The sequence below is a fragment of the Sphingobacterium athyrii genome (genome assembly GCF_003071065.1).
GTDB lineage: Bacteria > Bacteroidota > Bacteroidia > Sphingobacteriales > Sphingobacteriaceae > Sphingobacterium > Sphingobacterium athyrii.
Genome location: NZ_QCXX01000001.1, coordinates 1,156,041 through 1,178,312 on the forward strand (window position 1 = coordinate 1,156,041; position 22,272 = coordinate 1,178,312).

The 22,272-nt window shown below is 40.4% G+C and carries 17 protein-coding genes; 4 read left to right on the forward strand and 13 right to left on the reverse strand.

Features of this window, described 5'->3' with window-relative positions:
- Positions 1-367 precede the first annotated feature (367 nt).
- Positions 368-634 (forward strand): ABC transporter permease, encoded by a 267-nt coding sequence (locus DCO56_RS29485; RefSeq protein WP_245935779.1) that lies wholly within the window; start codon positions 368-370, stop codon positions 632-634.
- 139 nt (positions 635-773) lie between these two features.
- Here the strand turns inward: DCO56_RS29485 and DCO56_RS05055 are convergent, their stop codons facing one another.
- The 12 genes from DCO56_RS05055 to DCO56_RS05115 all read right to left on the reverse strand — a co-directional run bounded on the left by DCO56_RS05055 (position 774) and on the right by DCO56_RS05115 (position 19,231).
- Positions 774-2,933 (reverse strand): glycoside hydrolase family 97 protein, encoded by a 2,160-nt coding sequence (locus DCO56_RS05055; RefSeq protein WP_108632614.1) that lies wholly within the window; start codon positions 2,931-2,933, stop codon positions 774-776.
- A gap of 12 nt (positions 2,934-2,945) precedes the next feature.
- Positions 2,946-5,450 (reverse strand): glycoside hydrolase family 31 protein, encoded by a 2,505-nt coding sequence (locus DCO56_RS05060; protein WP_219929315.1) that lies wholly within the window; start codon positions 5,448-5,450, stop codon positions 2,946-2,948.
- Positions 5,451-5,459: 9 nt separating this feature from the next.
- Complete coding sequence (locus DCO56_RS05065; protein ID WP_108632616.1) at positions 5,460-7,211, reverse strand: endo-dextranase; 1,752 nt, start codon at positions 7,209-7,211, stop codon at positions 5,460-5,462.
- Positions 7,212-7,291: 80 nt separating this feature from the next.
- Positions 7,292-8,755 carry a SusE domain-containing protein gene (locus DCO56_RS05070; RefSeq protein ID WP_108632617.1) on the reverse strand — a complete coding sequence of 488 codons (1,464 nt, stop codon included), beginning with the start codon at positions 8,753-8,755 and terminating at the stop codon, positions 7,292-7,294.
- Positions 8,756-8,792: 37 nt separating this feature from the next.
- On the reverse strand, positions 8,793-10,286 hold the full coding sequence (locus DCO56_RS05075; protein WP_245935780.1) for a RagB/SusD family nutrient uptake outer membrane protein: 1,494 nt from the start codon (positions 10,284-10,286) through the stop codon (positions 8,793-8,795).
- 12 nt (positions 10,287-10,298) lie between these two features.
- Positions 10,299-13,292, reverse strand: coding sequence for a SusC/RagA family TonB-linked outer membrane protein (locus DCO56_RS05080; protein WP_108632618.1), 2,994 nt, complete (start codon positions 13,290-13,292; stop codon positions 10,299-10,301).
- Positions 13,293-13,504: 212 nt separating this feature from the next.
- Positions 13,505-15,178 (reverse strand): DUF6377 domain-containing protein, encoded by a 1,674-nt coding sequence (locus tag DCO56_RS05085; protein ID WP_108632619.1) that lies wholly within the window; start codon positions 15,176-15,178, stop codon positions 13,505-13,507.
- Between the two features lie 622 nt (positions 15,179-15,800).
- Positions 15,801-16,928: a TlpA disulfide reductase family protein gene (locus DCO56_RS05095; RefSeq protein ID WP_108632621.1), complete on the reverse strand. Its 1,128-nt coding sequence runs from the start codon at positions 16,926-16,928 to the stop codon at positions 15,801-15,803.
- Between the two features lie 349 nt (positions 16,929-17,277).
- On the reverse strand, positions 17,278-17,670 hold the full coding sequence (locus DCO56_RS05100; RefSeq protein ID WP_108632622.1) for a hypothetical protein: 393 nt from the start codon (positions 17,668-17,670) through the stop codon (positions 17,278-17,280).
- A gap of 5 nt (positions 17,671-17,675) precedes the next feature.
- Complete coding sequence (locus DCO56_RS05105; protein WP_108632623.1) at positions 17,676-18,032, reverse strand: hypothetical protein; 357 nt, start codon at positions 18,030-18,032, stop codon at positions 17,676-17,678.
- A 166-nt stretch (positions 18,033-18,198) separates the two neighbouring features.
- Positions 18,199-18,627, reverse strand: coding sequence for a hypothetical protein (locus DCO56_RS05110; RefSeq protein ID WP_108632624.1), 429 nt, complete (start codon positions 18,625-18,627; stop codon positions 18,199-18,201).
- Between the two features lie 40 nt (positions 18,628-18,667).
- Positions 18,668-19,231, reverse strand: coding sequence for a hypothetical protein (locus DCO56_RS05115; protein WP_108632625.1), 564 nt, complete (start codon positions 19,229-19,231; stop codon positions 18,668-18,670).
- 263 nt (positions 19,232-19,494) lie between these two features.
- On the opposite strand from DCO56_RS05115, the gene DCO56_RS05120 reads away from it, so the two are divergent.
- From DCO56_RS05120 to DCO56_RS05130, 3 genes are all read left to right on the forward strand, one after another.
- Positions 19,495-20,115 (forward strand): hypothetical protein, encoded by a 621-nt coding sequence (locus tag DCO56_RS05120; protein ID WP_108632626.1) that lies wholly within the window; start codon positions 19,495-19,497, stop codon positions 20,113-20,115.
- Between the two features lie 327 nt (positions 20,116-20,442).
- Positions 20,443-21,162 (forward strand): AAA family ATPase, encoded by a 720-nt coding sequence (locus DCO56_RS05125; RefSeq protein WP_108632627.1) that lies wholly within the window; start codon positions 20,443-20,445, stop codon positions 21,160-21,162.
- Between the two features lie 330 nt (positions 21,163-21,492).
- On the forward strand, positions 21,493-21,807 hold the full coding sequence (locus tag DCO56_RS05130) for a TFIIB-type zinc ribbon-containing protein (RefSeq protein WP_108632628.1): 315 nt from the start codon (positions 21,493-21,495) through the stop codon (positions 21,805-21,807).
- Between the two features lie 284 nt (positions 21,808-22,091).
- Here the strand turns inward: DCO56_RS05130 and DCO56_RS05135 are convergent, their stop codons facing one another.
- Entirely contained in the window at positions 22,092-22,265 is a 174-nt protein-coding gene (locus DCO56_RS05135) for an isochorismatase family protein (protein ID WP_108632629.1), read from the reverse strand.
- Between the last annotated feature and the right edge of the window lie 7 nt (positions 22,266-22,272).

Sequence of the window (22,272 nt, forward strand, 5' to 3'; positions counted from 1 at the left end):
AGCTAAAATACAGAAAAAAGTTTTAGATAATTGGAATCTATTCAATCAAGAGAACAAAATTAATTTTACCTATAACCGCCAAATAGAGAAATTACCCCTTTTAGAGTCCCACCATCTGACACAGTAAATTCTTTTGTAATCAATGAAAGCGCAGTTAAAACATTCTGGTTTCAATCCCCCGAAGATGCTATTGGTAAGATTATAGGACAGGGAAATAGGATATTGCCGATCTTTACAAAAAGGAACAACAGCTTCTAAAATTGACGAATATCAGTACTGCTCTAGCAATTTTGATCAGCTGTCTAGGCCTATTGGGTTAGCAACAATCATCGCCTACCAACGAAGCAAGGAGATCAGTATACGCAAAGTGTTGGGGGCGTCGGTTTCGAGTATAGTCAGCTTACTATCGAAGGACTTTGTGAAAATGGTATTCATTGCTATTCTTATTGCTGCTCCTATAGTTTGGTGGGCAACTAATAAATGGCTTCAGGACTTCGCGTACAAAATAGACGTAAATTGGGTACCTTTTACGTTGGGTGGTACAATTGGTATATTGGCCGCGTTATTGACAGTAAGTTATCAGGCACTCAAAGCAGCAAAAACAAATCCGGTAGATAGCCTTAGGGATGAATAAAAATACAACAAGTAGAATTTGATCAAATGTCTATTTATACATTAAAAGTACGCCCCTCATCATTACTGATTAAGGGGCGCTTACATACAATCCATAGACAAGTTGCCACCTACAACTTTGTCTTTTAGATCATTGATTTTTATAGTTCCACAATCCGAATGGCAAAGCCACCACCAGGTGCCGACTTCTGCTTTAACTTACTTTTATTATTTATTTTAAGTTTTTTAATCACATACGCCTGGGGATTGGTTTTATAATGGGCGTCTGGAGCATCGGCGTAGATCGTAGCTTCGTATTTTTTGCCCTTTGTTAAAAAACCAAAATCCAGGATAGATTCATGTCCTTTCTCCCCGCTGACATTCCCGACAAACCATTCATTTTTACCTTTTGATTTACGGGCTATCGTTAGGTATTCTCCAGGTTCTGCTTCGAGATATAGGCTACTGTCCCAATCAACGGCAACATCTTTGATAAACTGAAAAGCATCCATAAAACGCTCATAATTCTCAGGAAGGTCCGCTGCCATCTGCAATGGGCTGTACATGGTCACATACAAGGCCAGCTGGTTGGCCAAGGTAGAATTGACATGGGATGTATTCTTAGGATTGATCTTTTGGATGTCCATCTCAAAGATGCCCGGTGTATAGTCCATCGGTCCGCCGATAAGCCGTGTAAAAGGTAAAATGGTAACATGGTTTGCATGGTTCCCCCCGAATGCCTGATACTCTGTGCCACGTGCAGACTCATTACCGATCAGATTGGGCCAAGTACGCGATAAACCTGTCGGACGTACGGCTTCATGCGCATTGACCATGATCTTATACTTAGCAGCTTTCTCCAAGGCATATTGATAATGGTTATTGATCCACTGACTATAATGATATTCGCCTCTGGGAATAATATTGCCTACATACCCACTTTTGACAGCATCATAACCATTATCTTTCATAAATCTATAAGCGCTATCCAAATAGCGCTCATAATTGCGGACTGCTCCCGAGGTCTCGTGATGCATAATCATCTTGATGCCCTTGTGCTTGGCATAATCCCGGATGCTCACCAGATCAAAATCGGGATAGGGTGTGACAAAATCAAACACATGATCTTTGGCATTGCCAAACCAATCTTCCCAGCCAATATTCCAGCCTTCAACCAACACGCCATCAAACCCGTGTTTTGCCGCGAAATCAATGTAACGTTTTACATTCGCCGTCGTAGCACCATGTTTGCCATGAGGCTTCACTTTGCTATAGTCAGTTTCACCTAGATGTACACTAGGAAGGTTATAGGTATAGGACCACTCGCTCTTTCCGGTAATCATCTCCCACCATACACCTACATATTTGGTAGGCTTTATCCACGAAGGATCTTTAATTTTAGTGGGTTCGTTGAGGTTGAGCGTCATACGGGAAGCCAAAATATCTCTGGCATCATCACTCACCATAATTGTGCGCCAGGGGCTCCGGGCAGGTGTCTGCAAATTGCCTTTGGTCCCATTGGCATCGGGTGTAAGCCAAGATTGAAACACAAAATTTTTGTCATCCAGATGAAGATGCATACAGGCATAATTGATTAAAGCCGCTTCGTGGATATTGATATATAGCCCGTCGTCACTTTTCATCATCAAAGCCGTCTGTACCCCTGTAGGCGAAAATGGGGTCTGCGAGGCATTGGGCGTAATCGCTTTGGCCATCAATCCTCTGATTTCAGACAGACGAGACTTGGTGTAATCATACTCCTGGGTATCGTAATCTCCGGGAATCCAAAAAGCTGTATGATCGCCATTCATTGCAAATTGTGTTTTTTCCTCCTTTACAACGAGATAAGTCATCTCTTTTTGTTCGGGAAATTCGTAGCGAAATCCTAAACCTTGATCAAATAATCTGAAACGGACCACAAGTTTTCTTTTGGACGTTTTCTGTTGCAAGCTAACGGTTAGTTCGTTGTAATGGTTTCGAATCTCACTTTCTTCGCCCCAAACAGGATTCCAGCGTTCATCAACCTGTTTGCTTTCTTGTGCCATTTGTTCAAACTGGTCATACAATGAACTGGATAACGATTCTCTATCACCTTCTCCCGCCCCTGAAAATTCAACTTTCTTGGTATTGCCGGTCAATTCCAACCCTAACTTGCTGGGTTTGATGACAGCTTGGCCTTTATAACTCAAGCTATACGTCGGTGCACCTGATGCATCCAGTGAAAACTGAAGTTTCAATTTTCCCGAAGGCGAAAGCAGCTCTTGGGCCCGAAGTCCCAAAGTGACTAAAAATAAACTCATCAAGAGTGTAGTTTTCTTCATTTTTTATGATAATTAGTGGATTTTTATATTTTTCGCATTTCGATCATCCGTCAGTTTAATGATGCAGCTTCCCTGTTGGGCATCCCATGTCCAGCTCGGTTCATTGTTCTTTATCGTTGACGTTCTATTATTGTCCACAACAGCATAGGATATGGTCTTCCCATCAATGGTGACGTCATTGGGCCTGCTTTCAAGATGATAGCATAAGTAGAGCTGCCTTCCTTTGGCAGGTGTGTATCCTTTATCCCGGGGTTGAATAGCTGTTTCAAAATCGCCTTCAGCCAGGGTTGTGCAGGTAAAGCGTGTCGTAGAACCAATACCTTTGAGATAATTCTGTGTCTCTCCATCGTCTTCATAAAGTTCAAATGTAGCGGACTCACCCTCATAATTGGGGAAGATATGGATATAAAGCGGATGCATTGGATCCTGGCCGATATATTGCATGATCGGCATCATGGGTACGATAGCACCTCTTTTGACAAACATCGGGATTCGGTTTAGAGGTGCGCGGTAGGCAATCTGCTGCCCCCCAAGGTATACCGTCTTTTTGTCATTAAAATCAATCCATTCGCCATCGGGCAGATAGAGTTTTTTGACCCGTTCGCCTTTTTTCAGCACAGGGGCCACAAGGATTTCCTGTCCAAACATAAACTGATCATTGATCCCAATAACCTGGTCGTCTTGTGGAAATTCCATAAACAAGCCCCTTAATATAGGTAGACCAGTCTGATGTGCTTTGTGCGCATAGGAATAGAGATATGGAAACAGTTGATATTTGAGTTCAATGGCTGTCTTGGCATTTTTTTCGGCGACCTCACCAAATAACCAGGGTTCGACCGCATTGTTGCCCTCGTGATGGGCGCGGCTCAATGGATTAAAAATACCAAATTGCATCCAACGTGTATACAGCTCTGCCATAGCAGGGTAATCTGTAATATCTCCACAATAACCTGAAATATCTGTCGTCCAAAACGGAATACCGCCAAGACCCGCCGATAATCCGACCGCAACCTGATTGGCCAATTGGCTCCAGCCTTCGGTCACCTCGGTCCCACTGCCGCTATCGCCAGACCAGCCAAAGGTATAGCGCTGAAGTCCGGCATAAGCTGCGCGTGTCATCTGAAAGATCCGCTTGTTGGGATTATGCTTGTCAAACTGCTCTTTCACCACCTTATCCCAGGTAAGACCGTATACGTTGTGGATCTCGGCATGCATGCCTAACTGGTGTTGCATATGAAGCCGATCAACATCCTCTTCATTGCTCCAGGCAGGCTCCCCCATATCTGTCCAGAAACCACTCACACCATCGGCTAGAGGTTTCTGCTGGAGTTGCCCCCACCAGTCGGCCACAGATGGATTTGTAAAATCAACGACCCCACAATTACCACCCCATGGCCAAGGCATATCATAAGATGTACCCGTACGGCGGTCCTTGACAAAATATCCTTTTTGATGGGCCTCCTGCCACTGACTTTTATTTGCTTGCGACACCACTGGATCTTGTGAGAGAATCATCTTAAATCCTTGATCATTCAGCTTTTTGAGCATTCCTTTGGGATCTTTATAATTTCCTTTACGCCAGTTGAAATCTTGCAGTTCCTGTGTCCAGCCTATATCCTGATAGATGATATCACAGGGAATTTCCCGCTTTCGAAATTCGGAAGCGATCTCCAAAGCCTGGTCTTCCCGTGTATAAAGTCCACGACTCTGCGCAAAACCAAACGCCCACCTTGGTGGCATGATCGGTTTCCCAGTCAATGCGATATATTGCTGGTGGATCTCTTTATAATCCTTCCCATAGATAAAATAGTAGATGAAGGGACCATCTGGTGCTTCAAAAGAATAGGATTCTGTACTGCTGGTTCCAAAGTCAAAAGCTGTTTTATAGGTATTGTCCAAAAAAATACCATAATGGTAGCTGCTCATGAAAAAAGGAATACTCTTATATAATGGATCTTCTTGACTGCTATAACAGGGTTTGTCGCTATTCCACATCTTGTAAGACCGGCCTCTTCGATTGAGCGGTCCAGTCTTTTCGCCAAGGCCAAAGAATTGCTCATCGGGACGCAGTACTTTATGTGCCACGGTTTTGGTGCCGCTCGTGCTGTGTCCAAGACTTTTATAATCACTAAAAACCAACTTTTGCCACTTATCGTAAACCAGCAACTGCATGGGATCCTTGTTGAGGCGGACACGCAGCTTTCCGGTGAAGATTTCGAAGCTTGCCGGTTCGTTATTCACCTTGATTTCACCGATGTCCTCAAGCTGTTCATGAACTACTGCAAAGGAAGCGTTCTTCCTTTGTAGTGTGCCGCTGGCATCATACCATATCCGAACAACAGAACTGCTGCAAAAATAAAACTCCAGCTTAGCACCGTCGCTGCAATTGAAAGTCACCTTTCGCCCCTCGATCTGATAATCTTGGCATTGTGTCGCTTTCATCACCTGCCCTGCTGCTCCATGAACGATGGAGATCAGGCAAAACAGCATCAAATAAAAAGATTTTAGTTTATGCATAATAGGTTTTTAATATTCGATCACAACCATGTCCCAATACTTGAGCCCCGGCAGATCGATGGTCAATTTATTTCCTGTCTGCGCTTTAGTAAGCGGAATAGCGACGCCCCCTTGCATATCGGGCGATGCCAACCATACTCGCTTGACAGTACGTGTCACGTCGAGCTTGATCTGTAGGCCATCGATACGGGAGGGTTCCTGTTGGGTCCCGTTGGTGTCGCGCCATTCCATAGTATTGGCATCCTTAAAATTGATCAAATGGATTACATCACGGTTAGCAAAATGTCGCCCATAGCTTGTAATACTGCCTGATCTTGCTTTACCATTACTAATAGTCAAAGCGTTTGTACCGGTGACACTAAAGACCGCGGCTGTACCACCGTCTCGCAATACGTTTTGGTAAGCGACCATAAAGTCATAATATTGGATCAGCTTTTCCTTTGTTGTTCCTTTAAGCTGCAGGTTGTTATTTGCAAAATATTCATTGGTCAAATAATGTTCTCCCATTTCAAGGTGAGCCCCTCCATTGGCAAAAATGACCGCATTGGTCAGCAACACACCTGGTTCATTGACAAAGCCAGCCTGATTGGACTTAGCATAGTTCATATAAGCTGCTAATACGGTATTCTTATTGTAATTGCCAAAACGGTCATTGTCCTGAATAATTTTCACCAATTCATCGTATGATTTGTTGGGATCCCAAACTTCGGCATATAAAAAATCAACAGCTGATGATGCTATCCCAGACTCCTGACCGTATTGATTAACTGCATTCATCACGTGATACTTACCCGGAAAAGCCTTCTTTGATGCTGCTATGAATGAGCCGTAGCGCTGCTCTAGTTTCACTTCTTTGCCGGTATAGTCATATAGTTTTCCGCGGTCTCCCAACTGATCGATGTGATAGCCGTCAAAATTATAGACCGCAAATACATCTTGATGTCTTTTGTTAATGTAGGTCTGCCAGGCGGAGTTGCCGGGATCGACCAAATAGATATTGCTGCGAAAGGGTGCATTCAAGGGATGCCTATCTTTCTCCTGATGTTGATTATCCTTAAAAAGGTACCATTGTTCGGATACCCCATCACTTGCCGCATTGGACAAAGCGCCATACAACAAGTTGTAGAACATCGCTTTCATACCTTTATCATGAGCGGCCTGAATATACCCATCCACGGTAGATTTGTAATTAGTCCGGCCGATAAGATCCAGCCAGGAATCAGCCGGACTGGATACTGAACCGGCCAAAGGTTTATGCTGATCCATCTGCCAGTCATAAAACTGGATTCCATTGATATGGAAACGGTTGAGCGTTTCGACATTGCGTTGTATTGCCTGCTGATCAAGGCGATCATAATTGGATACAAATCCATACCGTGGAAACTTGCGCCAGTCAGAAGATATATCAACGGCTATGCTGTAGAGCGGCTTTTTAGTTGTATCACCAGTTTTAAAAAGATAGACCATGTAGCCCCGAAAGTCTGTCGTAGGCGGTGTCCAGGTCCAGCTCAACTGCGAAAGCGGCTCCTCCTTGATCATTTCGCCCAGATAGGTATAGGCGACACTCAAATTATTGTCGGAGATGGCAGCTGTAAATGTGATCTTTTCCCCAGGTTTATAAACTGCCTTATCTGTATTGATGACAGGCTTAAAATAGGTCTGCCCATAGGTGATCGGATCTTTGTCAATATCGTAATAGTTGTTGCAGCTCCCGCTTAGAAGCATCCCGCTGGCAACCACAAGTCTGAATATTCGTTTCATCTGTAAATAATTATATCATGCACTCAGAAGCTTATTATTTTCCTCCATTTTGTTGATGGAGGAAAAAGCTTAAGATTGATTTATTGTTTGATAATTGTGACTGTTTCCTGTAGCTGATCCAGTGTGATACTGTAGGTACCCGGAGTGGTCACTTTCCACTTATTATCTGGATTAGAGCCAGACTTGCTAAAGATCATCTGCTCGGTCTGCCCTGAGGGTATCCTGCCATTTTGTGAGGCCAAAAACCATGCGCCATTCCAATCGGCCTGTTTATCGCAACTGAACTTTAATTCACCGGCTTTAAGTGTTCCAGACCAGGTAAATCTGTGGGGTGTATCACCATTGACCATGGGGGTTGCTGCGGCAATATCCCAACCATTGGGTGTCGCATCGCCCACAAGATAAATAGCCGCAAACGGTGTAAAAGGAGCAATGGTAATTTTATTGGTCCGTAGATCCAGCCTGATCTTATAGGTTCCTTTATTAATCCGCCATTTATAATCATTTTTATTTTCACTCTCGGACCACTTGACGACAGGTAGGTCTGTTCCAACGCCTTGTTGATCTGTCTCTGGGCGCAAAAAGACAACGCCTGGATCAAAATCTGGCTTCGTTGCAATCTTAAACTCGTCTGTGCTATTACCAGAGTTTAAGACGGCATGATAGGTAAAAATAAAGGGGTCATTCGGGTCTTTCGCCATAGGCTGAAAGTTCCAACCGGTAAAGCCACCCACAAACCACAGTGCATCATACATAGCTCCTTCAATTTCGGCAATGGCAATAGATAGATCGATCAGATTGACTTTGACTTGGTATAGTCCAGATTTGGCAACGGTAAATGGAACATCGTAGGGATCTGACTCCGACTCACGATAATAGAGCTTTTCATTACTTGTTCCTTTGTTGTACGAAGGTGTAAAATTGCCCAAAGTGCTGATAAACTTAAACTCGCCCGGGCTCAGTACGCCTTGCCATATAAAGGCTCCTGGCGTACCCTGTATCGGATTCATCTTGCTGGCTTTATTCGCATCCCAGCCGTTGCTTGTTGCGCTACCAAGGATATAGAGTGTTTCGGTAACCGGCTTGTAGGTTTTGACTTTTAAACTAATTATTTGAGACAGCTGTGCTGCGCTTTGTCCGTCTTGAACCTCTGCTGTGACACGAGCTTCCAGCTGTGCTCCGCTTCCTGCTGTGATGCCAAGCTTGTCAATCAACAATTGATTAAAATCTTTGGTAACATATCTTTGTGACCGCAATCCTTTCTCAAAAGTACTGCTAATGACAGGCTTAAAATCTTTACCTTTTTCACCGATTTCAAGGGTATACTTGATGGCTGCATTCGTTCCAAAATTAGAACCCGATGTCCAATCGAATACGACAGCTTCCTGCTCCGGGGCGGCAACATTCAATACAATATCTGATGTCGAGACACTGAGTTCTAAGGGGCCATCAGGATAGAGGACATGGTTAAAATCGTCTTTACAGGACTGACAGCACAAGGACGAAATCAAGATCAAATTGATAATATAATATAGTCTTTTCATCTTTTAAATTTGTTAGTTGGTTAATTACCAAAAAGATTTAATAACCGGGATTCTGCTTCAAATTTGGATTGGCGTCAATCTCAACTTGAGGAATAGGTAACAACAAATGTTTTGCGGTCGCATTGAGCTTACCGATGCTGTGCAGAAAGTTAAGTGCATACTGTCCATTGTCCCAGCGAATCATATCAAACCAGCGTTGTCCTTCAAAAGCAAGTTCTATTCTTCTTTCGTGACGGATCTTTTCGCGCATATCAGCCTGGGAAAGCCCTGTAATTGACTTTTTGTCGGTCAACCCAGCTCGTTGTCGCACCAAATACAAGGGATCCACCGCTTGAGCCGTATTGCCAAGTTCATTGAGTGCCTCAGCCTTCATCAATAGCACGTCTGCATAACGTAACACAACGATATTCGCCGCATTGGTATTATAATCGGGTGAAATGGACAATGGAACCAAAAATTTGCGCACGTTATATCCTGTGGAGGACATATTGGATTTGTAGGCCTTACCGTCGAAAAGTGGTCCTCCTTCATACAAAATAGTTTTATCTTTGCGCAAGTCTCCAGTTTCATATTGGGAGACAAACTCCGCTGTTGGCTGATTCCAACCATAGCCACCGCCCACCCAGCCGGAATTGCGTGGTCCCATATAGGTACTCAGCCAGTTTGCCTGATTTTCATCGTCCCAAAATCCGGCCTTGGTCAGTCCATAATATTGCACTTCAAAGAGCGATTCGGCTGTATTTTTATGACGGGGCTCACCCCCAAAACAATCACTATAGTCGGCATTAAGCACATACCCCAGCGACTCAACCTGATTGCATTGATCAATGCACAACTGATATTGTTTTAGTGTGAGGTAAACTTTTGCCAAAAGGCCTGCCGCAGCTCCTTTACTGACGCGCCCCTTATCCTGATCGGCATATTCCTCACGACGTGGTAAAAGTGTAATGGCTTCCTTAAGGTCTGGAACAATGACTTCATTATAGATGCGTTCTTTGCTCACGCGAGCCGGTTTGAGATCATCTCCGGGTTTCGCGGGTACCAACGAAAGCGGCACATCGCCAAACAGCTGAACCAAGATAAAAAAATAGTTCGCACGGAGGAATTTGGCTTCGCCGATCAATCTGTTTTTCAATTGGAGATCTATATCCATCGAAGGGACATTTTCTAGGACGGTATTACAATATAAAATACCGGGATTGGGGCCTCGCCAAAGATCAACCGCCGAGAAATTGTCTGGGCCAGTAGAAAAATTGGATAGTTGGATCGTTTCTATTCCATCATCGCCACCACCTGCGCCCACGACACTATTCCCCGCCATAATGTCTAATGACCATATCCGCATATTGTATAACTTGGGCCGTTGGAGTGGCTGATATGCCGCATTGATCATTGCTACGGCAGCGGAAGCATCCTTGACGGACTCGGCACTGGGATCCTCAAGAGGTTCTTTATCCAAAAATTTTGAACATGAGCCCAACCAGAGGGGCATCGCCGCAAGGGCCATATAAAATATTTTTTTCATCATCATGAGTCTAATTGGTTAAAATCTAAGGTCCAATCCCAAGCTAAAGTTTCTTGTGATCGGGTAATTACTATTGTCAACACCTCCTATCACTTCAGGATCGAAGCCGGAATACTTGGCCCAGGTGAACAAGTTCTGTCCTGAAAAATAAAACCGCAACCGCCCTACATGCAGCCGTTTGGCTACAGCCTCAGATAAGGTATAACCTACGGTCAGATTTTTCAGACGTAAGTATTTTCCCTGCTCAATAAAACGGTCTGAATTACGTGTATTCTTATTAGGGTCGCTGTAAATCGCTCTGGGCACCTCGTTGCTTGATCCTTCAGCGGTCCAACGATCAAGAACCTTAGTCGTCTGATTTCGAATTGTATACATACCTTCCAGGGTAACCCTATTGGCATTATAGATCTGGTTTCCGGATACCCCCTGAAAGAATACTTCAAGATCTATATTTTTATAGGACAACTTATTATTCATAGCAAAACTCCAACTTGGTGTTGGATTGCCTAAATAGGCACGATCATAGTCATTGACGACTCCATCTTTATTGATGTCCCTAAATTTGATATCGCCGGGTGCTGTACTATTGGCTGGATCTGCCCCTTGATATTGATAAGCATAACTATTCACTTCGGCCCAGTTCTGAAAAATACCATTGGTCAAATAGCCATAAAATGATCCAACAGGCTGTCCAATGGTATGGGATTGATAACCATAGTAAATAGGTACATCGCCATCAAGTCTAACGACCTTATTTCTATTATAGGAGATATTGAAATCGGTATTCCAAACCAATTCTCCTTTTAGGTTTTGGCTACGTAAATTCAATTCCCAACCCTTGTTTTCGACCTCTCCGGCATTGATCATTGGTGTATAGCTGTCCGAATATCCTGTCGTAATGGGCACGCTCATCCTGACAAGCATATCTGAGGTTCTTTTGATGTAAGCATCCATCGTCAACTGGATCCTGTTCTTGAAAAAACTTGCATCAATTCCAACATTCTGTTGTTTGATAGTCTCCCAGCGTATGCCTGGGTTAGGCATAACGAGTGGGTACAATGTCGAAACGGGAATACCATTGAAAACATATTGACCAGTTTTTAAGCGGGCTGATGCAGCATAGTTGTCCAATACGGCCTGATTACCGGTAACTCCATAACCGATACGGAGTTTAACATCACTCCAAAAGTCATTTTTGTTAAAAAAAGACTCTTCAGAGATACGCCAGGCGGCGGAAAAAGAAGGGAAAGTCCCCCAGCGGTTGGCCGAAGCAATTCTTGATGTACCATCACGACGTACAGTCGCCGTAAGGAGATAACGATTTTTAAACGTGTAATTGGCGCGTCCGAAGAATGACAATAGCGCCCATTCGTTGCGGCTCCCACCTACGGTTGGGGCTAATAAACCATTGTTTAACTGGTTATTATTATCAGAAAGAAATTCCTTGATGCTTCCATTCATGTAATTATAATCATTGTTTTGCGCACTAGATCCTAACATCACATTGACTTCGTGTCCACCCGCGAAAGCATTTGCATAAGTGAGGGTATTGTCCCACAAATAGGTCAGGCTCTTGTTGAAGCTTTCACTCCGATAGGAATTGGGAACTGGGATGGGTTTCCAATTGTATTTAGGCGAAAAGGTCATATTGTCCCAAGCCTTATAATCAAGGCCAAGCAAAGATTTGAAGGTGAAATGATTCAAGAAACTTGCTTCTGCATAGATATTTCCAAGAAGATTATAGCCTTTCGTTGTATTTTGTTCAAGCATGGCAGTACCGATTGGATTGCGCAGGTCGCCATAGAATATAGCTTCATTTCCAGGACCTGAATAGGTACCGTCTTCATTGAAAATTGGTTGTGTAGGCAATGAGGCCAACGTATTCAATACGCTGTAGGAACCATTGTGTTTTACATCATGGCTTAGCGTGAGTGTATTCCCCAATTTGAGCCATGCTGTCTGTTTAGCTTCATTGTTAAACTGAAAATTATACCGTTTGTAATCGGTGTTTTTCACGATGCCATCCTGATTGAGTATACCAGCAGAGACGTAGTATGTATTCTTTTCGCCACCGCCAGCATAACTAAGGGCATAATTAGCTAATTTACCTGTCTGTAAGAGCGCATCTAACCAATCTGTTCCTCGGCCAAGCAATGTAGGATCGGCAAAATCCGGTCGTTGACGGTTATTGTTATTGGCCATCATCTCATTGTGCAGCGAAGCAAACTGCTGTGCATTCAGCATTTTGGGCAGGCTTGTTGCCTGCTGAATCGCGTAATTGGCACTTGCCGTAATACTACCTTTATTTTTATTACCCTTTTTTGTTGAAATCAATACAACACCATTGGCTCCTCTGGAACCATAAATGGCAGTAGCAGAGGCATCCTTGAGGATATCGATTGTCTCCACATCATTTGGGTTGAGCGCATTGAGCGACAGATCCGTTGGAACGCCATCAATCACTAACAATGGAGCACTATTGTTGATTGACCCCAGCCCCCGGATCTGTATGGACACGTTACTTCCGGGCGCGCCGGAGTTGATAACCTGTACACCAGAGGCACGTCCTTGAAGTGCTTCGCCAACGTTTGCCACAGGCTTATCTTTCATTGCCTCGGCACCCACAGACGCTAGGGAACCTGTCAGATCTTTCTTCCTAACGGTCCCATATCCGATAACAACTACTTCATCAAGTGCCGTGTTATCCTTAACTAGTATAATATCGTAAATGGATGCATTATCTACTTTTACTTCCTGAGTCTTGTAGCCGATATAGGATATACTCAAAACTGAGCCATGCGCAGCGGTCATTTTAAAATGGCCATTTCGATCTGTCTGTACTTGTTGGGTTGTTCCTTTGTTGCTGACAGAAACAGCTTCAATAGCTAGCTTATTTTCGTCTCTTACCGTACCCTGAATCTCCCGCTGTTGTGCAAATGAATTTAAACTGATCAAAATCATTAAAAGCATAAGAATGGGATACGTAAAACGTAATCGCCCCTGGTTTTTCATAAAATTTGATTTCTACGTATTACTTATAATTGTTATTTAATTTCGATTTGAACCTAGTGTCAAATCGTCCCCTAATTGGTTTATCCAAAAATAGAAGGATCAAAGAGCAGATAAAAGAGGTGTATCGCCGAATATAGAAACAACAAAAACGTAAAAGTCTAAAGAACAGAGTATTAAATCAAATACTTCAAAGAAATATATAGAAGATTAGGTCAATATTTTAGGGCTTTTCGACCTATTTTTGTGACCAATTCATCAAAATCTTCGCGCGGAACAGCAGCTTTGTTTCTGAATTTGGTCCGATAGGTATAAATGGTATTGGTTGAATAGTGTAGGAAACGGGCTATCTTTGCACTGTCTGTAATACCCAAACGTATCAATGCAAAAATACGTAGCTCCGGGCTCAGTACTTCATTTGGCTTCAAGACAACTTGCATATCTGCGACTAGTAGTGCGTTGAAATCCTCTACAAAGTTCGGATACAAATGCAAAAATACATGATCAAAAGTGGCGTATAATTCTTTTACTTCATGGTCGATCATATCACGTGATTTAAGCATCTGCTTGAGCTCTTCGATCTTCTTGGCCATGACCATCTTGTTGAGCGAAATCTGGAATTTTTCGAGCTTATCAATATATAAGGAACATAGGTTGAGGAACTCACCGATATATGCTTCTTTGATATGATTGCTTTCTGCCAACTCGCTATTCATAGACAGCACTTCACTATTGGTGGTATGAAGTTCGTCATTGGCAGTATTCAATTGATGATTGAGCACCTGCAATTTTTGATTGAGTTCGAAGAGCTCTCTACGGACGCGATTTACCCGCTTCATCTGTCTGTATATCAAAATAACTGCTATAACGAGGCACAATGATAGGATACTAACAATCGTTAGAAAGATGGTCAATTTTGCCTTTTGTTGTAATTCGTTTTCTTGATAAGCTGAGTTTATGATCGGAAAAATTTGGGAAGCTTCATAGGTCCGGAAACGGGCATTACAGAATATAGCGTCCTCCATAGAAGATTTAATACAGCTATAGGCTTCTTCAATATGATTTGATTTATACAATAAGGTCGCTAATGCCTGCATCGAGGCATTTTCCTTGATGGCATTTTTAATGTCGCTAATCGCCGACAGCGTCAAATACTTGCGCTGAAGGTCAACATTGCCTTCCTTTTCGTAGATATTTGCCAGGGCATAACATAAGATGGCATGTTCATGATCCTCTTTTTGGGAAAGATCAAGCATATACATCAACGTCTTTTTCGCTTCCTCAAATTTGCCTTCATCATGGAGCTTTTCGGCATAAACAATACGGTATTGACTACCTGTCGTATCCAGTTCACCTAAAAGCGAATCGCGATAGTGGTCACTCCGAATGGCATACTGCCGATCATCGGTATTTGAAAATGAATAAAATTTATAGAGCCTTTTCCACGCATCAAAATACTTGATCAATAGTTCCCTAGGAAGCTTGTTCTTATCTGCAGTGACCAATATCTTATAGGCGTCAATATACATACCTGCTGTGAAGTAAAATGAAGCAAGATCCAGATTACTTTCATTGATTTGGAAGGAATTGCCACTCCTTTCTGCTAATTTTACATTTCCCCTAGCATATATAATCGCAGAATCTAGTTTATAGGAAGCATATTCTTGGTAAAGAAGTTTGTTTAATTCGTATTGTGCGGAAGTGTTATTTGTTGATTTCTGAAGCCGTCGTACCAAGTCGTCTATTCTCACTTCTTTGATGGCCATAAACTCTTCCTTTTTGTCGATCATCTGAAGCAGTTGTATCAACGACGTATCCTGTTCGGTTCCTGCTTTACATAGGATAACCGATATAACAATCAACAGGATACATACGACAGGTCTATACATGATACTTTAAACCAAAAGTGACAAAACACAATAGTAACATTTTCTAGGCTTAAAACAAAACGTGCGTATATTCTAAAGGCAAATTTCATAACGAATATACTGAGGGTTTTGTCATGCTGTTGAACTTTTGTAAGGGATCTTTGGTTTATAATTGTTAGATTTTAGCTATTCATCTGCTACTTTTTTATAACAATTTTGATTTGGGATATCAGCAGAATAATGGCCAACACAAAATTCTATCCTACCGCTATTTACACCTATATATCCAATTCCATTACTTATTGTATCGTTTAAAAGCTCAGGAAACTTCACTAAATCTCCATCCAAATTCCAAAAATAAGGGGGTTCGAACACTATTAAATCGTGATCTAGCGATATACAAAACTTATAATCGATACTGGAAATGTAAATACTGTACCGACAACAAACCATTCGTTATAAAACGTATCATCAGGAAAAATCGAACATACAGATAAAGTACCTATACCTACATACGCTAGAGCAATAAAAAATGGTAATCGCTGTTCTTTTAGATACTTTATCATAGGTCTGCAGTTATAAAAATGCTTCGCTTTTATTTGCGTACTAATTGTCTTTACACGAATCTTTTTAGCTTACTCAGTTATTTCCCTAGAATATCTTCCAGTTTTTTTAAAAGCTCCTCTCCCCTAAGATTAGTGGCTATAATCACGCCCTTGGGATCCAAAAGAAAATTTTGAGGAATTCCTCTCACATGATATAATTCAGCTACATCGCTTTGCCAGCCTTTAAGATCGGAAACCTGTTGCCATACCAATTGATATTCTTTAATGGCTTTAAGCCATCTTTCTTTCGTAGTTTCATCATCCAAAGAAATCCCTAAAATTTCAAAATTTTTAGCTTTGAATTTTTGATAGGCTTTCACCACATAAGGATTTTCCTCTCTACACGGTCCGCACCAACTTGCCCAGAAGTCCAACAGCAGATATTTTCCTTTTAAACTGCCTAGGGATACAAAATTTCCGGATGTATCCTTAGCACTAAAATCAGGTGCTATTTTCCCAATTTGAACAGCGTTCATACGATCAATCTGCTTGCGAAACTCTTTACCATCGAATGTTTGTTTGATCCTATCATCCAAACTATCAAACAATTTTTCTATTTGTCTTAATTTTAATCGACGGGAGAATCTTTCCAGCGTATTTAAACTTGGGAAGCTTCCAGGATGGTTAATAATGTAATCAACGGCCAGATCCGTTTCGTCCTGTTCGAGTTTTTGATATTCAATACTATACTTATTCAGCTCAATACTATCTTGACTAGCAGAAGCTTTGAATTGATCATATCTTTCATACCATTTTTCCCATGCTAAATAGGCTGGCTCTAATATCCGTTTAAGTTTTTGAAAATCTTTGTCGATCGGAGACCCTTCTATACGTGATTCATTCAGATTTTCATCCACAAAAATCTTAAAATTTACTGGCTCAATCGAAAAATCGAACTGATTTCCATTATCAGGATCCGCTGCGCCGTTTTCTTTTAGCTGAATATAGGCATGTGTTCCATATACTGGAATACCTTTAAAATAGAAAGCTCCATTTTTAATAAGGGATGAATCCTGTTTAAAACCTTCCGTACTTTGATAGTTGAGATAAATATATTTATAGGCCGTCTCCTTGGCCAGCTTTCCTTCAATAGTAAAATAATCTTGTTGTCCATAAGACAATTGTCCGCTTAATAGCAAGGCTAAAGTGAGAAATGCTAATTTCATAAATTTATATGTTCAGGGGTATAGTTTAACTTAGATTTTGGATTAATTCCAAATGCGAAAATAGAAAATTTTTAATGATTTTTTTAGCATAATATATTTCCAAAAAACAATTAAAAACCGCTTTTAGACCTACGTATTTCAGTAGGGAGTGCCGAACACGCCGCACATCCCCGATGCCCAACGGTCAGATGAGGAATGAATGTATTTCCCTGTACTGCCCCCAATTTTAAACCCGTCGAATTCGATGGGTTTAGAACTAAAAAACACCAATGCAATTGGTATTCTATTCAAGAATTTAGATATTGAGGATGACAAGAATTTTATTCTCCAATATTATAGGATAATAGCATTATAGAAATTCGATTCTCAATGCTGTCTTGGTAATTATGAAGCAGGTGAAACCACTCGTTTGACGAAAAGTGTAATAGAACAAATTTGGCATTTTCATCGCATTCATTTTATCCTCAGCAATATAATTTTTCATGCGATTAAAATAGCACAAATGGCTATTGAAAAACTCTTCAAAGCTGTTTTCAATTTCAATTACATTAAAGATATTGACAAAATCAAACTCCGAAAACTCCTGCCAGACAACATTTTCGAAAATCATTTTCTTAATCGGAGGCGCGTTTTCTGTTATATACTCACCATAATATATTTCCGTGACTTTGTTTTGAAAATTCACACTTAGATTGTAAGCGAATAAATCGCCAAACTCTTCATTTAATTTAATAGCATCCATATTGATTAGATAGTTCTCATAAGAGGGGTTATTCTGAAAATATCGTCTTCATTATCCAAAGACCAATAATCTATCAGTTCAATAAAATATCTTTTATCCTTTGTTAACGTCGCTTTAATTCTATCCCATCGGCAATCTACTGCTAGGTCATGCTCATTTAGATAATCATCATAGGATGCAACAATCAGAGACATTAAAGCCATCCTTTCTTCAAATGCTAAATCATGTTGGTGATACAAATCAATAAATTCATTTATCCGCGAGGAGTCTGCCATTTCGATATCCCAGTCCTGCTCTGTTCCTTTGTAAGGGAGAGACAACTTTTTGCTGAGTGCTATGATGATGTCTTTCTTTAATATCATTCAGTTATATAAAAGTTTTATCAACCTGGTTATAGGATTGCCATCCTTCACAATCAAACACTGTTTTGACTGGGCCTATTTTTGAGCATCAAATTTCAATAAATTATCAATTCAAGCCAAATTTAAAATAGAAATGATAGCAACTATCTTTACTTCCCGAATTATTCTACAACTCAACTATCATCGCTTTTGCAAATACCTTTAATTCTATCCCGCTATAAAAACTTATATAGTACAACGAGCGCCCAGAACGATCAAATTCAGCTAGCTCATTCCCATTTTCAAATCGACCTCGATACAACAGCTCAATAGTCCTAAATTCCTCAGAAACATCTTCGTCAAAAACAAATAGGCAAGTATCCATAATAGCATCAATAAACACTACATCAACTAGATCATAGTTAGCATCAGTTACTAGATTGACACGTTTAAAAGTAAGACGAAATTCGTTATCTACTGTCGTATACGCTAGTCTAATGCAGTCATAGTCATTATGTAGATCAAGATAAGTGCCTTCCAAATCTATCACTATACTATTTTTAAATAATTCAGATTGTGGTAAACTAATCTTTCTCTTTATTATTTCGCTAGCCATGTACTAATCTCCTCTCTGTAACATCATATTATGCTATATTTTAGCTCATATTAATAACATCTAATTCATCTTTAAGAGCTATCTTTTGTCTCCACTCTTCTTCCTCTAGGCAACTCGCATGTCGCAAATCCACCCCTTCTCTAGCGGCTTTAAGCGTTATATATTCATATATTGGAAAGTTACCTGCCTCCCATCTTTTCTTATAGCCAACAAAGCCAAATTCTGCTAGCATTTTCTCCAGTGATTGATAAATTGCATCGAACAATTCTTCTGTTTCAATATCTTCTTGAATCAGTACCGCTTTATACAATACATTAGAAGGTGATAATTCTTCAATTTTGATATTGATGCATGAATCAATCGAATCTATACGAATGGTCCAAGAATAATTAACACGATCGTCCTCCCACAGTACATTGGTAGAATGAGGAAAATACGTTGTATCTTTTTCTTTTACGATTTCATAGATAAAGAAAAGCTTATTCAATAGCTCTTGAAACTTATCACCATAATCTGAGCTATGCCCTATTTTAAATCGTTTCGTATCGGATGAAATCTCGGATACAATATGGCCTAAGGTTTCGATTTTAAATTTGATCTCCATTTTTATTTACCAATTAATTACTCCAACAGTAATTTCAATACTGATTTACCACCCAAATCCTCTACTTCTAAAAATCCTGTTTTTCATCTTCCTGAACAACACCCAACCATTGCTCCACAGATTTCCCTAGTCTCAATCTGGCTCTGATTTGATCATCCTTTAAATACTATACCATAAATAAAAGCGTAATACATGAATTTAGTAAATTGCATTATGGAAAAGAAAACATTTTGACATCTTCTTTTAAATCATTCGCTCTATTTATGAAAGTTTACTTCTTAATACCGTTTTTATTTTTCATCATAGCCTGTCAAAACCGCGATCAAAAACAGAGAGTGGCCACAACGCAAAAACAAGCATTTGACTATGCTACCGCTGAAGATGATTATGCTGGAATCTTGGATGCTATAATTGCCTATGACTCCTCTTTTAATGAAGTAGCTAATTTTAATGAAGTAGCTAAAACTAAAAAACCAATGGCCTATATTCACCAATGGTTTATTAAGGATTCACTATATAATGCTTACGATAAAGACGTTATGCCCGACGGCCAGCGGATTCAGAAACTACTGGGCTTACTCGGTCATAGCCAGCAAGACTCTACAGGATATCTCAATCAGGTCAGGGGAAGAGATACCGTATTTATCCCAATACAGATCAAAAAGAAATACAACGTTGCAAACCATAAAAAGCCAGAAAGGATGGAGCAATTTTTGTCAAGGTATACTTTTCACTTGCCCATCTTGTCACAGGATGGCAAAAAAGCTTTTGTAGCATTAGATTATTTCTGTGGCGGTCTTTGCGGTCAAGGTTATGATTTTATCCTAGAAAAAATTAACGGAAAATGGAAAGTGATAAAATGCGACTACACTTGGATAGCTTAGTACGATTAAACAAAAACAGTACACCTAACCAACTGAATACAAACAATTTAATTTCATTTGTTAAACCCTAATAATATTACCACTGTTTATCCATACGAAGTTACAGAAAAGGTGCTGATGTAAAACAGCTCTTATCACCCCAAAATAAAACTACAAATATTAGCCTAAACAACTCATTCTTTTAATATATTTAATATAATGTATATGAGAAAAACTTGATATGAATGCAGCATTAGAATGGCGATATTATGAGAAAAGCAATTTTGCGGTGCTGTAACCCAAGGTTTTTAGAAAATCTCCGTTTCATCAATAGTACTAAATAACAAGATGCTTTATATTAGCCAAATCCGAAATAAGAAACCACTGCACGAACGCAACCATTATCCGTATAATATTCCGTCATTGTCCGGTCTGGATGAACTAAAATTTCGGAATCCTGTGACCTTTATCGTAGGAGAAAATGGTATCGGAAAATCAACATTAGTAGAAGCCATAGCCATAAACGCAGGTTTCAATCCCGAAGGTGGAAGCCGCAATTTTAATTTTAGTACCATGGATTCCCATTCCGCTTTATTTGAAGATATCCAAGTGATACGAACGGCATACCGCAACAGAGATGGATATTTTCTCAGAGCTGAAAGTTTTTATAATGTTGCCACGGCAGTAGATCAATATGAAGCCCAGAAATCCTATGGTGGATCGCTACACGAACGTTCTCACGGTGAAAGCTTTCTATCGTTATTACATCATCGCCTAAACGGAAACGGACTCTATATTTTTGATGAGCCAGAATCAGCACTGTCTATCATAAGCCAGCTAAATATGCTAAGCCGAATAAAACAGCTTGTAGAACTCAGATCGCAATTCATTATTGCAACACACTCCCCTATCCTGATGGCCTATCCTGAAGCAGATATCTATCAAGTATCTGAAAATGGAATAAAGCTGATTGCATACCAGGATACTGAACAATATAAACTGATGAAGTATTTTATGAATAATCATGAACGGATGTTATCCGAACTAGGATTTGATCTGATCCTTTAACGCTGGACAAGAACCTACAAAGAACAATAGCCGAGGTGAATTACCATATCCATACGGGCCCACTCGATCAGATGCCAGTTTTTTTATGATATCAGTTCGATTGGACGTAGTATTATTAAGTTTCTTTAATATTCGGAAAATAAAGCGTTAAAAAAACTTTCAGATTCAAACCCAACTAGCGTATAAGCCCGATGTTATTATTCATCGCTTATATAATTCCGAAAATTGATGACTGAAATCACTACGTTAAAAATTGCTAAATAATAGAGGGACAAGGCGATTGATTTTATAATTTTAATTATATTGTAAGTTCATTAATATTCAGAAAATATGAAATGTCCAAACTGTAACGAAACACTACTGATGACGGAACGTCACCGAATTGAAATTGATTATTGCCCAAACTGCAGAGGAATATGGCTGGATAAAGGAGAACTGGATAAATTGCTGGAACAAGCCAGCAATAATATGGACAACAGTAGCCAAGCTCACAATAAAGATGTTAGCGATTACAATAAGTACGAAAGAGAAAACTATCAATCAAAGCAATCCTACCGTGAAAATGACCACTATACGGACAATCACAAATATCCACATGGACGAAAGAAGAAATCTTTCCTCTCCGATCTCTTTGATTTTGACTAAAAAGAGTCTAAAGGAGTTTTAAAACAAGAAGCCCGCTGAAGAGCAGGCTTCTTGTTTTATTAGCCTGCAGATTGAAAGCTATATTTTGTAATGCTAAGGCCTTTTACGACAAGTTTGTCATCTGCATAAATAGCATAGGAAACTGGCTTAAAATGCGAACTATTTAACTTATCCCAGGATAACTCTATAAAATCTTTGCTTGCGGCGCTCACAACAAGATTTAAGGGATTTAATTTTTCGGCCTTTTCTATATATTCATTGGCTTGGCTATAATACTTTCGTTTTTAGAAACAGTTTTCCTTTGTACGATCATGCTGTATAAAAATGACCAGATCCCCGTTCTTTCTGAACGCCTCAGAAAGTCTGTTGATCCGATCAATAACAGCAAAGGTATCATACCGCAGCTCATAGGGTTTAAAACTCCCCAATTGCATATCTATTATTAGTAAGGCTCTCATTAACGTA